The following is a 13,783-nucleotide window of genomic DNA, read 5'->3' on the forward strand; positions in this document are numbered from 1 at the left end:
TCCGGTCGGACAGACCCAGTCCACCCCCGCCGAGCCCACCCCCACAGGACGGGTCAGCCCCGGTCACTCTCACACCGGACGCGTCAGCACCGGATGTTCTGGGCGTGCGGGGTGTGCCGGGGGCGCCGTGGGTGGTGCGGCGTGGTCCGGGGATGACCGGTGCGCAGGCGTCGCGGTGGTTGCGCCTCGCCACGGAGGTGGCCCGCCTCCCCCTGGTGGAGGAGCGTTATGGGGCCGGGTCCCTGTCCGGTGGGGCCGTCGATGTGATCACGACGGTGACGGCGAAGCTCACCGACGAGCAGGCGGCGGAAGCCGAGCCGATCCTGGTGGAGTTGGCCGGCAGTGCGACGTGTGCGGAGGTGGCCAAGGCCGGCCGGTACATCCGGGAGATCCTCGACCCCGGCACCCTCGTCGAAGAATGCAAGAACGACTACGCGTCCCGGTTCCTGCTGCTCCGCCCGTCCGACACCGGTGGGGTGGAGGGTGAGTTCCGCCTGCCCAGGGAGGCAGCGGCGCGGCTGCGGGAGTTCATGACCGCCTACGCCCGGCCGAAGGCCAAGGACGACGACCGGCCGCTCCGCGTCCGCCAGGCCGACGCCTTCGCCGCACTGCTGAGCGAGAAGGTCACCACCGAACTCCTCGTCATGGTCCGCGTCGAATCCCTCCCCGACGACATCCTCGCCACCACTGGCAATCTCGACGCCCCACCGCCCAGCACACATGACGCCGCGCCGACCGGCGCGCAGGACGCTCCGCCGGCCGGAACGGATGGTCCACCAGATGTCGATCCCGAGCGGGCGGGTCCCCACGACGCCGCTGCGAACGCTGCCCCAGACGCGGGCACAGGCACAGACGCAGACGCGAAGACACGCGCGGAGACACGCGCGGAGACACGGGCAGCGGCCACGGGAACGCGCGGCGACGCGGAGGCGACAGCGGAGGCGCAGGCGCAGGCCGGCGGTGGAGCGCGGGCTGACGCGTGCCGCACCTGCGGACACGCCCCCGACCGGCTCGCCCCCGGGCTGCTCGTCGCGACCGGGCATCTGCTGCCCGTCAGCGACGTCCACCGGCTGGCCCGGACCTCACGCCTGACCCGGCTGGTGATGGACGCCAAGGGACAGGTTCTGGACATGGGCCGCTCGGTCCGCCTGGCGACCCCGGCCCAGCGGAAGGCACTGCTGGCGCAATACGCGACCTGTTACTGCCAGGGGTGCCCGATCCCCGCCGACATGGCGGAGGTCGACCACGTCCACGGCTGGATCGACGACGGCGTGACCAACCTCGACGTGCTGGCCCCCGCCTGCACCTTCCACAACCGCGACAAATTCGCCCACCCCCACCGCTACACCACCCACCGCAACCCCAACGGCACCTGGACCCTCCTCCACCACCCCAACCGCCGAAAATACGAACGCGCATCATCTCGGGAGGAACCGGACGGCTAACACAGCACCCGCACAAGCGGGGCAACACAGCGCGCGCCGGACGCGCCCCCGGACGGCTCTCCGGGGGCGCGCGCCGGACGCGGTGCCGGCATGCCCCCGAACCACAGACGACAGGCGGCGGACGGGACCAGACAGCCGCGCGGCCGGCGGACGGCCGGGATCAGGCGAGGGCCTCGGCCACCCGTGCGCGGAGGGCGGCGACACCGGCTTCATCGGTGTGCAGCGCGAGGGTCAGCCCCGACTCGGCGGCGACGGCCAGGACGGCCAGCAGGGCGGCGAACTGCCCGGGGGGCTCGGCGGCGAGCAGGTCCTCGGCATGCCATACGGACAGGGTGACCGGCCCGGCGTCACGGAGCGAGTCGGACAGGGCGTCCCAGTTTCTGCCGAAGTAGCCGGGAAGGTGTAGGGCCCGCGCCGCCTCCTCGAAGAAGCCGGCGCGGGTCCGGCACGCACGCCCGTCGAGCACCGCCGGCACCGAGCCGAAACCGGAGGCTGGGCCCGAGTCTGAGCCGATACCGGAGTCTGGGCCGGAGTCCGGGCCCGAGTCAGCGGACACCGTCAGCCAGGACGGCAGCGGACGTGCGTTCATCGGAGTTCCTAGAGCCGGTAGAAGTCGGTGTAGTGGTTCGGCGAGAACCAGACGGCCCCGGTGCTGCGGTTGACGACGATCCGGTACGCGTCGCGGGCGGCGCCCTTGGCCCTGGAGTACACGTCGTACTCGTAGTAGGTGGCGTTGGCGGGAAGCTCACCCTCACGGTTGTAGAAGCGACCGCCAGTGTAGTTGTACCTGCCGTCGGGCCAGGAGTACCAGCCGCTCGACGTGGGGTAGCCCTTCGAGGCCCACACCGACTGGGCGTAACGGGCGTCGGAGCAGCGGGAGATGGTGCAGGAGCTGTACACCGACGCGTGCGCGGGGGTGACGCCCACGAGCGCGATCAGCGACGTGACGGCGGCCAGCATGACGACGAACAGCGCCGGCCGTGAGGGACGGGGAGTGGTGTGCACGGAGCCTCCTTGGGGGGTCACAGGGGCACGAACACCAGTCATGATCAGCGGTCAGAGCCCGCCAAGATAGACAAAGACCGCCAAAGGTACGGTGAACACTTCAGAGCGCGCAGCCGACGACACGGGGAGCCGGGACCGGCGAGCGAATGACCGCGAAACCCGCATCCGCGCCTGCATCCGTTACGTAGGCGGACGAGCAGGAAATGGCTCATGATGCTGTGCATGGACGGGTTCCTCGATACCTCCCTCCGAGGGGTTACCGAGCTCCGCGTGCATGGTGTATCGGGGACACCACCGGAGCACACGCTCAACTACCCACATCCGCAGCTCGTCGCCGGCGACAGCACCACCGGGTTCTACCGCCGGTGGTGGCCGGGCGGGCAACCGACCGGCGAGCAGGTCGACGTGCCGGAGACGCGGCGACGCGAGGCGTACGCCTGGGGCGGTCTGACGTCGGGCGGGAAGACCATCGCACTGTGGTTGCTGCTGCTGCCGTTCTCCCTGGCCAACCTCGCCTACTTCATGCTCCCCCGGCCGGCCCGCGGCCGCCGGCTGCGGCACGCCGTCGAGGCGGCGCTGCGGCTGTTCGCGCTACTCCTCACCGGGACGCTGGTCAGCGCCCTGACGGTGTCCGCCGTCGACCTCGTCGGCTGGCAGTGCACCGGGCCGGGCCGCCCGTGCACCGGGGACGCCGGTCCGGCCTGGGTGCGATGGATCGGCCAGGTGTGGGACACGCCGTCACCGCGGCTGGCCGTCACCTCACTGCTCCCCTTCACCGTCGTGGCCGTCCTCTGGTGGACCGCCCGGCGGACCTGGGTCAGGGACGAGATGACCCGGATGCCGGAGCACCACACCCCGCCGCCCGGACTGCTCCTGGCCCAGCCACGGCTGTGGCACGGCGCCGCGCCGGTCCTGCGGCTGCGGGCGGTGCACATCGCGTTCGCGGTGGGATCGATCGGGCTGGCCGTGTCGTCGCCCTTCGTCCACACGCCCCGGGGGCTGGCTCTGACGGTGGCCAACGGGGTCGTCCAGCTCATCGCGGCCGTGCTTGTGGCCCTGCCGGCGATCGCGCGCCGGCTCGATCCCGGCCACGGCCGTTCGGCGACGTCGGTCCTCGACACGGTCTGCGTGGCGCTCCGCTGGACGTCGGTGGCGCTTTTCCTCGTCACGTTCGCGCTCGCGCTGACCGGGCTGCCGCTGGGCGTCCCCGTCGCGGAAGCGGGCTACCGGCTGCCGTCGGCGGGAGCCGCCCAGGCCCAGTTCGACCTGACGATCGCGCTGACCCTGTTCATCCTGATCGGCACCGCCGTGCTGGCCGGGATGGACCGGCCGGACCCGGGTACGCGCGACCCCGTCGAGCGACGGGCCATGGGAGGGATGGCGAGCTGGTTCGTGCTGATGGTCGCCATCGGCAGCGCGAACACGCTGGGCCTCGGCCTGATGTTCTGGACCGCCTCCTACTTCGGCGTGCCGGAGTCCATGGAGCCCGGGCCGATCGAGCCGATCGGCGCGAAGCTGTTCCTGGGCGACCCCGTGTGGTGGACCGCCGCGCTACTCCCCGTACTCGTCGTCGGCGCGCTGCTCGTCGCGGTCCTGCTCGTGTGGCTCCGCGGGAAGGCGGCCCGCGCGTTCCAGCCGCCGCTCGGCCAGTACTACGGCGTGGCCAACAGCGCCGACGTCGCGCGGAAGTGGGCGCTCGCGTCGCTCACCGACAGGGCGGGGCTCGCGCTCGGTCTCCTGACGGGCGTCGGATTGGCCGCCTTCGCGACGGTGACGGTGATCTACCAGCTGCATCGGATGAACCCGTCCGACGGCGCCGCGGCGTTTCTCACGTCGATCGGCAGCTGGGCCCTCGCCACGATCATCGTGGGTCTCGTGCTCCTGGGCCGCCGCAGTTACGGCGACTCCAAGCTGCGGCGCACGGTGGGCATCATCTGGGACATCTCGACCTTCTGGCCGCGGGCGATCCACCCGCTCGCACCCCCCTGTTACACCGAGCGCGTCATCCCCGAGCTCGTCGCCCGCGTGGGCGCGCTCACCCGCGACGAGAACGACAAGGTGATCCTCTCCGGCCACAGCCAGGGCAGCGTCATCGCCGCCGCCCTCGTGCTGCAGCTTCCCCCGGAGGTCACGGCGAAGGTCAGGCTGCTCACCCACGGATCGCCGCTGCGCCGCCTGTACGCCGGCTTCTTCCCCGCCTACTTCGGCACGTCCAGCCTCTCCGAGATCCGCCGTACGGTGCCGTGGTCGAACCTCTACCGGCTGAGCGACCCCATCGGCGGCCCGGTGTTCCGGCGCGTCGACCCCTTCGCCCCGCCCGGGCAGCCGGACCCGGCGGGCACGGGCACTGGAGCGGGCACGACGGCGGGCACAGGGGCGGCGGGCACGCAGCCGCAGGTGGACCGCTACTGCTGGGACCCGCCGCAACCCGCGGCCGGAGAGCCGCTCCCCCGGATGCTCGGGCACTCCGGCTACTGGCTCTGCCCGCCGTACGACGAGACGCTGACCTACCTGACCGCGGCCGCCTGCGGCGAGAACGGGGAGCCACCCGGGAGCGAGGCGGCCGTGCCCGCCGGTGCGGCCGGTGTCCCCGCCCAGCCGGGCGGTCCGGCCGATGCGCACGCCTCTACAGCCTGATATCGGACGACCGGTTGCCGGCGCTCACGTCCCGCGTACCGCGGACACCAGCGACCGGCCGTCCCTGCGCAGCTCCCTGACGCGGAGCAGCGCGGCCCGCACCTCGCGGGAGACCAGCAGCGCGATGAGCCAGGACAGGCCGGCCGAGGTGACGCAGAGCGTGCAGAAGGTCCCGGTCAGCAGCGGTTGCGCGATCACCAGGGCCACCCCGGTGCAGGCGAGGACGGCCGCCGTGAGGCCGAGCAGGACGACGATCCAGGGCCGGTCGTGCCACCTCCGGCGTCCCCCGGACAGTTCGAGCACCGCCTCGACGAGGTAGGCGACCGCGCCGAGGGTCGCGTCGGATACGGGCAGCATGCGCGAGATCGCCGAGGTCAGGACCTTGCGGGAGCCGTCCCCGAAGAACGGGTCCCAGACCGAGCCGATCACGCCGTACTGGAACAGGGCGAGATAGGTCGAGATCGCGCAGCCGAGCAGCGCGAGCAGCGCCACCGGCACGCGGGTTCGGAACGAGGACGGGCCGTCGTGCATGCCGTTCGCCTACCCACCTCACCGGCCCGTCAACGTCCTGGCCCAATCAACGGGGCTGGGAGGGAGCGGGGCCGGGAGGGAGCGGGGCCGGGAGTGGCGACGCGGCCCGGCGGAGCCGGGGTGGAGAACGCGGGCCGGTGCGGCGGGCCGGCCCGCGTCCCCGCGCTCAGCGCAGGTAGATGGACGGCTGCGGCGGGGTGCTCATCCCGTCGCCGAGGAAGAAGCCGGCGTGCGGCGGCTGGTTGTACGCGGTGTTCTGCCAGGCGATCGCCAGCCGGTAGGTCGGGTCGTGCATCAGCGTGTAGATCCGCCTGTCGGTGACGGTCGGCGTGCTGTAGACGCGCAGCGCCCTGTTGTCGCTGGTCCGCCAGACGACCTCCTCGCGCCAGTCGCCGAACAGGTCGCCGGAGAGGGTGGGCGTCGACTTGGTGCCGTTGTTGGACGCCACGCCGTTGCCGGTGAGCAGCCGGGTGTCCCCGCCGGTGCCGTACTTGTCGATGTGGGTGCTGTCGAGCAGTTCGCGGACGGGGTCGGCGTCCCACCAGATCAGGAAGTTCGCCGAGCCGGGCTTGCGGCCCACGTTCTGCCCTCTGGTGTTGTAGACGCCGCTGACGGCGGACGACCAGGACTCCGCGCCCGGACTGCCGGCCCAGATGTCACCGGAGACGCCGCGTCCGTTGTCGCAGCCGCAGGAGGCGTTGCTCCACAGGATCGAGCCAGTGCGGGCGTCGGCCATCCAGGCGGCGGGCTTGCTGGTGTCCTCGTCGACCTTGAACACCTCAAGGCCGGCGTGTCCGGGATCGAGGTCGCCCACGTGCAGCGCGTCGCCGTGCCCGTTGCGGGTGTTCCACAGCGCGGAGCCGTTGTCGTTGATCGCCATCGCGCCGAAGACGATCTCGTCCTTGCCGTCCGCGTCGACGTCAGCGACCGCCAGGTTGTGGTTGCCCTGGCCCGTGTACTGGCTGCCCGCGGAGTCGGAGTCGAACTTCCACCGCTCGACCAGGGAGCCGTTGCGGAAGTCCCAGGCCGCGATCACCGTCCGGGTGTAGTAGCCCCGGGACATGATCAGCGAGGGGCGCTTGCCGTCCAGGTAGGCGGTGGCGGCCAGGAAGCGGTCGACCCGGTTGCCGTAGGAGTCTCCCCACGAGGAGACCGTGCCGCGCGGCGGGTCGTAGTTGACGGTGGAGAGGGCCGCGCCGGTCTGCCCGCTGAACATGGTCAGATACTCGGGACCGGACAGCACATATCCGGAGGAGTTGCGGTAGTCGGCCGACGCGTTGCCGATGACCCGGCCGGTGCCGTCCCTGGTGCCGTCCGCGGTCTTCATGGCGACCTCGGCCTTGCCGTCGCCGTCGTAGTCGTACACCTGGAACTGCGTGTAGTGCGCGCCCGCCCGGATGTTGCGCCCGAGATCGATGCGCCACAGGCGGGTGCCGTTCAGCTTGTACGCGTCGACGTAGACGTTGCCCGTGTAGCCGGACTGGGAGTTGTCCTTGGAGTTGGACGGATCCCATTTCAGGACGAACTCGTACTGCCCGTCGCCGTCGAGGTCACCGACGCTGGCGTCGTTGGCGCTGTAGGTGTAGGCGACGCCGTCCGGCGTGGTGCCGCCGCCCGGCGGCTGGATCGGCACGTCCAGATATCCGTCGCCAAACCGCAGGGACGGCGCGGACGCCTCCTGCTCGCTGCCGCCGACGACCGCCCGGACGGTGTACGAGGCGTCGACCGGCGCCCCGGAGTCGTAATAGTTCGTCGAGGTGGTGATCGGCGTGGAGGTGAGCCTGGTCGAGCCACGGTAGACGACGAACCCGGTGTTCATGCTCTCGGTGCCGAGCAGCCGCCACGACACCAGGTTGCCGTTGCCCGACCTGACGCTGATCAGCCCGCGGTCGAGCTTCTCCATCTGCCGGCCGTTCTCATTCGGAGGGCTCGGGCTGGCACTCGGACTCGCGCTCGGGCTGGCACTGGCGCTCGGGCTGGCACTGGCGCTCGGGCTGGCGCTGGGGCTGGCACTGGGGCTGGCGCTCGGGCTCGGGGACGTGCTGGGACTTGTCGTGGGCCCGCTGCCCGTGCAGGTGGTGCCGTTGAGCGAGAAGCTCGCCGGGGCGGGGTTGCTCGATCCGCTCATCGAGCCGTTGAAGCCGAACGACGCCGTGGCGCCCGTCGCGATGGCCCCGTTGTAGCCGGCGTCCTTGGCCGTGACCTGCGCGCCGCTCTGGGTCACAGTGGCGTTCCACGCCTGGGTGATGGTCTGCCCCGCCGAGTAGGACCAGGTGAGCGTCCATCCGTTGACGGGATCGCCGAGGTTGGTGATCGTGACGTTCGCCCCGAATCCGCCCGGCCATTCGTTGGTCACCTGGTAGTCGACCCGGCACGCCGGGGCGGCATTGGCGGGGACCGCCGCGGCCAGCCATCCCGCGGCGATCGTGGCCGTGCCGGCGACCACGGCGAGAAGGGAACGTCCGCGCGGCATGGGTGACCTCCAGGTCGTTCGCGATGCGGCGGTGGGGGGGGAACGGGGGGTGGCGGTGGCGACAATGGCCGATTGTGCCCCCGGCGTCCGTCGAGGGCGAGATCGTCACCTTCCCGCGCCGCTTCCCTCGGCCCGCTCACCTGGGGTCGGGCGGACAGAAGACCACCTGGGGGGCTGAAAATTACACCTCCGGCCCCGCCCAGGTCAGCCCGCCCATGACCGGCCGTAGGCTGAGGCGCGGGCCGGAAGCCCTGGCCCCGAGCACGCCTGAATAGGATCCATCAATGACCGAGATGACCGAGACCACGCCCGGCTGGCTCAATCCCGACGAGCTGGAATCGGCGCGGGCGCGGATGCCGATCCTCTACGTCGACGCCGTTCCGGTGCGGGTGGACGACAAGGGATCGGTGACGCGCGTCGGCCTGCTGCTGCGCATCGGATCCGACGGCACGGTGAGCCGGGCGCTCGTCTCCGGCCGGGTGCTCTACCACGAGCGCGTGCGGGACGCCCTGCTGCGGCACCTGGAAAAGGACCTCGGGCCGACCGCGCTGCCCGCCGTCCCGGCCTCGCCGCAGCCGTTCACCATCGCGGAGTATTTCCCCACAAGGGGGGTCACGCCGTACCACGACCCGCGCCAGCACGCCGTGTCCCTGGCGTACGTCGTGCCGGTGGCGGGCGACTGCCGCCCCCGGCAGGACGCGCTCGACCTGGTGTGGTTCACACCGGAGGAGGCGGCCTCCCCGGCCGTCCAGCAGGAGATGTCGGGCGGCCACGGCGTCCTGCTCCGGCAGGCGCTGGCCCACGTCGGCCAACTGCCCTGACCGTCCCGGCGGGTCAGTAGATGACGCATCATTATTGCCCCGGACGGCCGGGATAGGGTAGAGGGCATGAACAGCCGGGGGCGGCTCGACGACGGCCAGCAGCGCGCCTGGCGGGCGTACCTCCGGATGCAGGGCCGGCTGACCGCCCAGCTGAATCGGGAGCTTCAGGCAGAGTCGGCTCTGTCGCTCCCCGACTACGAAGTCCTCGTCCACCTCACCGAGAGCCCGGACGGGCGGCTCCGGCCGTTCGAACTGCAACGCGCCCTCGAATGGGAGCAGAGCCGCCTGTCCCACCACCTGACCCGGATGCGGCGCCGGGGACTGGTGCGACGCGAGCGGTGCGCCGACGACGGCCGCGGAGCGTTCGTGACCGTCACCGACGAGGGCCGGCGGGCGATCGCCGCCGCCGCGCCCGGCTACGCGGAGACCGTGCGCCGGCTGTTCTTCGACGGGCTCACCGCGGCGGAGGTCGCCATATTCGAGCAGCTCGCCCACCTCGTCCTGGAGCGGCTCGCCCCCGAGACGGGCGGCGTGCCGTTCCCGCCCGACGGCGGTCGGGCCTGCGGGCCGTCGCGTTCCGACGCACCGTCGATGAGCGGCTTCCGCGAGGGAGAGACCGCCGATGATTAGCGCTCACGCGCTTCCGCCCACGGTGCGCATGGTCCGCGCGGAAGCCGCCGAGTGGGCTGGTGCCGAGCCTGGCGGGAGGTGCTGATCTACATCAGCACTTACGTCATCGCTTACATCGTCACTTACATCGTCACTTACATCGTCACTGTCAGGTGTGGTGGATCGACAGGACGGCGGTCGACGGGCCGGTCCGCTCAAGGCCGACCGCGAGGTCGTTGATCCGGCCGGGAACGCCGGCGAACAGGGTCATCTCGCCCCGTTCACGGCAGCGGCCGTTCGTGCAGGCCCGCTGCACGCTGACGCGTGGGCCCTGGACGTGCAGGCCGGAGGACGTCCCGGTGAGCTCAAGGGTGAGGGTGTCGTGCCCGACCGACAAGACGGTGAGGGCGTCGAGCCCGAAGCGCCGGTCGATCTTCAGCCGGTCGCCCTCGCGGACCTCCACCTCGCAGTCACCGTCCTCGCACGCGGCGAGCCGGGTGCCGTCGGACGCCCCGAGGCCGCTGGGCGTGCTCGCGGCGGGCACGCCTGGAACGGGTGAGCCCGGCACGGGTGAGCCCGGCACGGGTGAGTCGGGCACGGGCGAATCGGGCACGGGCCCGGATCCCTCGGGCTGGGCGGCCGGCGCCCCGGCGTGCGTCACGACCTGCGCGGTGGGCACCGTCGCGCCGTCCGAACCGCACCCGGCGAGGAACACCGCCCCCGAACCGGCGAGCACGATCAGGCCCGCGACCGCGACCGGTCCGGCCCCGCGACCGCGGTGCGACCGGATCCGGCCCGGTGCGGTTCGGCCCAGCGTGATCGGGCCCAGTCTGTTTGGGCCCAGCGTGATCGGGCCCAGCGTGATCGGGCCCAGCGTGACGCGGCTACGCGCGTGATTCGGCGCCATGGGACATCCGGCCCTTCCCCCGTCGGCCGGGCGCGCGCCCCGAGCGGCCCGGCACCGTGGCAATCCCGCGGCAATCCTCTCTCATCCCAGGTGGGAAGCGGGGGGAGAAACGCCGGGACGGCGCCGTCCCGCTCCGGAACGCCGGAACGGGACGACGCCGCCTTGTGCGGGCCGGGGAGCCGTCAGTGGTGGTGACCGTGGTGCTTCTGGGTCCAGGGACCGGTGATCGCGAAGACGTAGCCGGGGGTCTGGATGTTGGCGAACAGGATCTGGCCGTCCTGGCTGAAGGTCGGGCCGGTGAACTCGCTGTCGTTGATCTCGTTGCGGGCCATCGGGTACGGCTTGCCACCGTCCGTGACGCCGACGAGGTGCGACAGGCCCTCGCCGTCCTCGGCCAGGATGACGCCGCCGTACGGCGAGACGGTGATGTTGTCCGGGCCGTCGTAGTTGGTGTCCTGCTCGGGGTCGGGGTTGACGCCGAAGATGGTCTTCAGGGTGATGGTCTCCGACTCGGGGTCGTAGAACCACACCTGGCCGTCGTGCTCGTTGACGCTGCCGTCGTCGTGCCGGGCGTAGCTGGCGACGAAGTACGCGCCGCCGTCGCCCCACCACGCGCCCTCGAGCTTGCGGCTACGGGTGATCTGGTCGTCGGTGAACTGCTTGCGCACCGAGGTGGTCTTGGCGTCCCGGTCCGGCACGTCGACCCACTCGACCTTGTACTTGGTGCCGGGCTGCGTCGCCTCCGACAGGTCGGCGATGTGCTTGCTGCCCTTACGGGCCCGCATGGCCTGCAGGGTGCCGGCGGTGTCGCCGCCATTGCTCAGCGCGAGCGAGCGCAGGGCGCCCTTGCCGGCCCGGAAGTGCCTCGGCGGGGTCCAGCGGAAGTACAGGCCGTTCGGGCCGCTCGCGTCCTCGGTGAGGTAGATCTCGGAGTTGTGCGGGTTGACCGCGACGGCCTCGTGGCTGTAGCGGCCGAGGAACTTCAGCGGCACGGGGTTCTGGTTGGCGGCGCGGTCGAAGGGGTCGACCTCGAAGACGTAGCCGTGGTCCTTCTGGAAGGCGCCCCCGGCGCGCTGCTCGGTCTCCTCGCAGGTGAGCCAGGTGCCCCACGGGGTGATGCCACCCGCGCAGTTGTTGTGGGTGCCCGCCAGGCTGACGTACTCGCGGACCCGGTTGCCCTTGCGGTCGACCTCGATGTTGGTCGTGCCGCCGTGCGCGCCCGTGTCGTAGGTGAGACCCGGCAGGGTCGGCACGCCGTACGGCTCACCGCCGCCGATCTCGTGGTTGTTGACGAGGACGAACCCGTTACGCGACTGGAAGCAGCCGGTGCCGTCGGCGTCGCTGGGGGTCGGCTCGCCGGTCTCGAGCTTGGTCGTGCCGGCCTGGGCGACGATCTTGTAGTGGAAACCGGCGGGGAGGGCGAGGAGGCCGGCCGGGTCGGCGACGACCGGGCCGTATCCGACGGTCTTGCCGAGGCCCGCCTGTGCGGCCTGGGCGGCGGCGGGACCGGCGATAGCCTCGATGCTGCCCGCGATGGCGATACCGAGGCCTCCGGCGGCACCGGTCCGGAGGAGGTCCCGACGGGAGAGGGAGGAGCTCACAGGTCATTACCTTTCAGTTACTCGACAGGCCCTGTGATCCAATTGCTCCGGTATGAACGCCCTCTGCCGGGGTCGATAGCCTCCGGTGAACTTGTGGGGAATGATGCGCCGCGCACCCACGAGAAAAAGGGGACAAATTACATCAAAAGTGGCCCCTGTGGCTCGACGTCGGCGCTCGGGGGGCGGCGGTCGGCGGTGGCGGCTCAGCTGTCCCGGTCGCCGAGCCGGACGTACGCCGAGAACCACGTCACCCAGCGGCGCTGCCAGGGGGTCTCGGCCGCGCGGCGGCGGTGGTGCGCGCGGGTCCAGGCGACGGCGTCGGCGGGCGGCAGTCCCGCGAGCGTGGCCAGGCAGGCGATCACCGTGCCGGTGCGCCCCACCCCGCCGTAGCAGGCGACCTCCACCCGATGCCCGGACCGGGCACGCCGGTGCAGGCGGACGATCGCGTCCGCGGCGGCCCGCCGGTCGAGCGGAAGCAGGAAGTCGGGCCAGGGGACCCACTCGTGCGGCCAGGTCAGCGCGTCGTCGTGGCGTCGGCGTAGCCGTGCCGTCCCGAGGTAGAGACCGAAGTCGGGCGCGGGGCCGCCAGGGGCGGGTTCGCGCAGCCCGCGCCCGCGGACCATCGTGCCGTCGGGCAGCTCCAACGCTCCGGGAAGTGACGCCGTCATGGCGGGATTCTGCCGGACGGGGCCGCGCGCGGTGCACTTGATTGTCCCGCCCATGCCGGGGCATGGTGACCGGATGACCACCGACGAGGTGCGCGACGGAGTGCCGCTCACCAACCTCGACCAGCCGCTGTTCGACGAGGCGGGCGCGACCAAACGCGACCTGGTCGACTACCTGGACGCCGTGCACGGCCCGATGGTGGCGGCGCTGCGGGACCGGCCGCTCTCGGTGGTCCGCGTGCGGCAGGGCCAGCCGCCGTTCATGCAGAAGAACCTGCCGTCGTACGCCCCGGCCTGGATCCATCGGGTGGGCATGTGGGCGGAGACCTCCCAGCGGGAGATCTCCTACGCGCTGTGCGACGACCGCCGCACGTTGCTGTGGTTCGCCAATCAACGGGCGGTCGAGTATCACCCCGCCCTGGTGCGCGCCGGCCGGTGGGACGCCCCCACGCACCTCGTTCTCGACATCGACCCGCCGTCCGGGGAGGCGTTCCCCGCCGCCGTCGCCGCCGCCCGGCTGGTCCGCACAGCCCTCGCCGGCGCGGGCATGGCGGGGGCGGTCAAGACCAGCGGCGCGAAGGGCCTGCACGTGTTCGTCCCGCTGGAGGAGGGAGCGCCGGCGGAGGACGTGGCGGCGGCCACCCGCGCGCTCGCGGCCCGGGCCGAGCGCGTCGATCCGGATCTGGCCACGACGGCGTTCATCAGGGACGACCGGGCGGGCAAGGTGTTCCTCGACTCGACGCGGGCCGGCGGCGCGACCGTCGTGGCGGCCTACAGCCCGCGGATCAGGCCGGGGGCTCCCGTGTCGTTCCCGGTGGCCTGGGACGACCTCGACGACGTCGCGCCGGGCGACTTCACCGTGCGCACGGCCGCTCGCGCCCTCGACGGACGCGACCCCTGGACGGAGCTCATGCCGGGTCCCCAGGCGCTGCCCGCCGACCTGGTCGAGGAGGGTCACACCATCCCGGTGGCCCGGGTGCAGGCGATGCACGAGGGGAGGCGGCGCGCCCGCGCCCGCCGTTCCGCTATTGACCCCGATGGGCGATAAAGCTAACAATCAGGCGACCCGTCCGACCCCCCCGGCCGGAT

The 13,783-nt window shown here is 71.9% G+C and carries 12 protein-coding genes; 5 read left to right on the top strand and 7 right to left on the bottom strand.

The annotated features are described in order from the left end of the window. Positions 1-104 precede the first annotated feature (104 nt). Positions 105-1,445 (top strand): HNH endonuclease signature motif containing protein, encoded by a 1,341-nt coding sequence (locus JOL79_RS04240; RefSeq protein ID WP_210154330.1) that lies wholly within the window; start codon positions 105-107, stop codon positions 1,443-1,445. Between the two features lie 160 nt (positions 1,446-1,605). Here the strand turns inward: JOL79_RS04240 and JOL79_RS04245 are convergent, their stop codons facing one another. Then, a complete protein-coding gene (locus tag JOL79_RS04245) occupies positions 1,606-2,034 on the bottom strand; it encodes a barstar family protein (RefSeq protein WP_210154331.1) in 429 nt (142 codons plus the stop codon). An 8-nt stretch (positions 2,035-2,042) separates the two neighbouring features. Then, positions 2,043-2,450 carry a ribonuclease domain-containing protein gene (locus tag JOL79_RS04250; protein WP_210154332.1) on the bottom strand — a complete coding sequence of 136 codons (408 nt, stop codon included), beginning with the start codon at positions 2,448-2,450 and terminating at the stop codon, positions 2,043-2,045. A gap of 270 nt (positions 2,451-2,720) precedes the next feature. Between JOL79_RS04250 and JOL79_RS04255 the strand changes: the two genes are divergently transcribed. After that, positions 2,721-5,087 (top strand): hypothetical protein, encoded by a 2,367-nt coding sequence (locus JOL79_RS04255; RefSeq protein WP_210154333.1) that lies wholly within the window; start codon positions 2,721-2,723, stop codon positions 5,085-5,087. Between the two features lie 24 nt (positions 5,088-5,111). Here JOL79_RS04255 and JOL79_RS04260 read toward each other — a convergent pair whose 3' ends face one another. After that, positions 5,112-5,618, bottom strand: coding sequence for a vitamin K epoxide reductase family protein (locus tag JOL79_RS04260; RefSeq protein WP_210154334.1), 507 nt, complete (start codon positions 5,616-5,618; stop codon positions 5,112-5,114). Between the two features lie 166 nt (positions 5,619-5,784). Next, positions 5,785-8,091, bottom strand: coding sequence for a rhamnogalacturonan lyase family protein (locus JOL79_RS04265; RefSeq protein ID WP_210154335.1), 2,307 nt, complete (start codon positions 8,089-8,091; stop codon positions 5,785-5,787). 284 nt (positions 8,092-8,375) lie between these two features. On the opposite strand from JOL79_RS04265, the gene JOL79_RS04270 reads away from it, so the two are divergent. Both JOL79_RS04270 and JOL79_RS04275 read left to right on the top strand, forming a co-directional pair. Continuing rightward, positions 8,376-8,912 carry an NUDIX hydrolase family protein gene (locus JOL79_RS04270; protein WP_210154336.1) on the top strand — a complete coding sequence of 179 codons (537 nt, stop codon included), beginning with the start codon at positions 8,376-8,378 and terminating at the stop codon, positions 8,910-8,912. Positions 8,913-8,978: 66 nt separating this feature from the next. Then, positions 8,979-9,542: a MarR family winged helix-turn-helix transcriptional regulator gene (locus tag JOL79_RS04275; RefSeq protein ID WP_210154337.1), complete on the top strand. Its 564-nt coding sequence runs from the start codon at positions 8,979-8,981 to the stop codon at positions 9,540-9,542. Between the two features lie 148 nt (positions 9,543-9,690). Here JOL79_RS04275 and JOL79_RS04280 read toward each other — a convergent pair whose 3' ends face one another. The 3 genes from JOL79_RS04280 to JOL79_RS04290 all read right to left on the bottom strand — a co-directional run bounded on the left by JOL79_RS04280 (position 9,691) and on the right by JOL79_RS04290 (position 12,697). Next, positions 9,691-10,428: a hypothetical protein gene (locus JOL79_RS04280; RefSeq protein ID WP_210154338.1), complete on the bottom strand. Its 738-nt coding sequence runs from the start codon at positions 10,426-10,428 to the stop codon at positions 9,691-9,693. 182 nt (positions 10,429-10,610) lie between these two features. Continuing rightward, on the bottom strand, positions 10,611-12,029 hold the full coding sequence (locus JOL79_RS04285) for an alkaline phosphatase PhoX (protein ID WP_210154339.1): 1,419 nt from the start codon (positions 12,027-12,029) through the stop codon (positions 10,611-10,613). Between the two features lie 203 nt (positions 12,030-12,232). Further along, complete coding sequence (locus JOL79_RS04290; protein ID WP_210154340.1) at positions 12,233-12,697, bottom strand: protein-tyrosine phosphatase family protein; 465 nt, start codon at positions 12,695-12,697, stop codon at positions 12,233-12,235. 73 nt (positions 12,698-12,770) lie between these two features. On the opposite strand from JOL79_RS04290, the gene ligD reads away from it, so the two are divergent. Beyond that, a complete protein-coding gene (gene ligD, locus JOL79_RS04295; RefSeq protein ID WP_210154341.1) occupies positions 12,771-13,742 on the top strand; it encodes a non-homologous end-joining DNA ligase in 972 nt (323 codons plus the stop codon). Positions 13,743-13,783: the final 41 nt, after the last annotated feature.

The organism is Microbispora oryzae (assembly GCF_017896165.1).
Lineage (GTDB): Bacteria > Actinomycetota > Actinomycetes > Streptosporangiales > Streptosporangiaceae > Microbispora > Microbispora oryzae.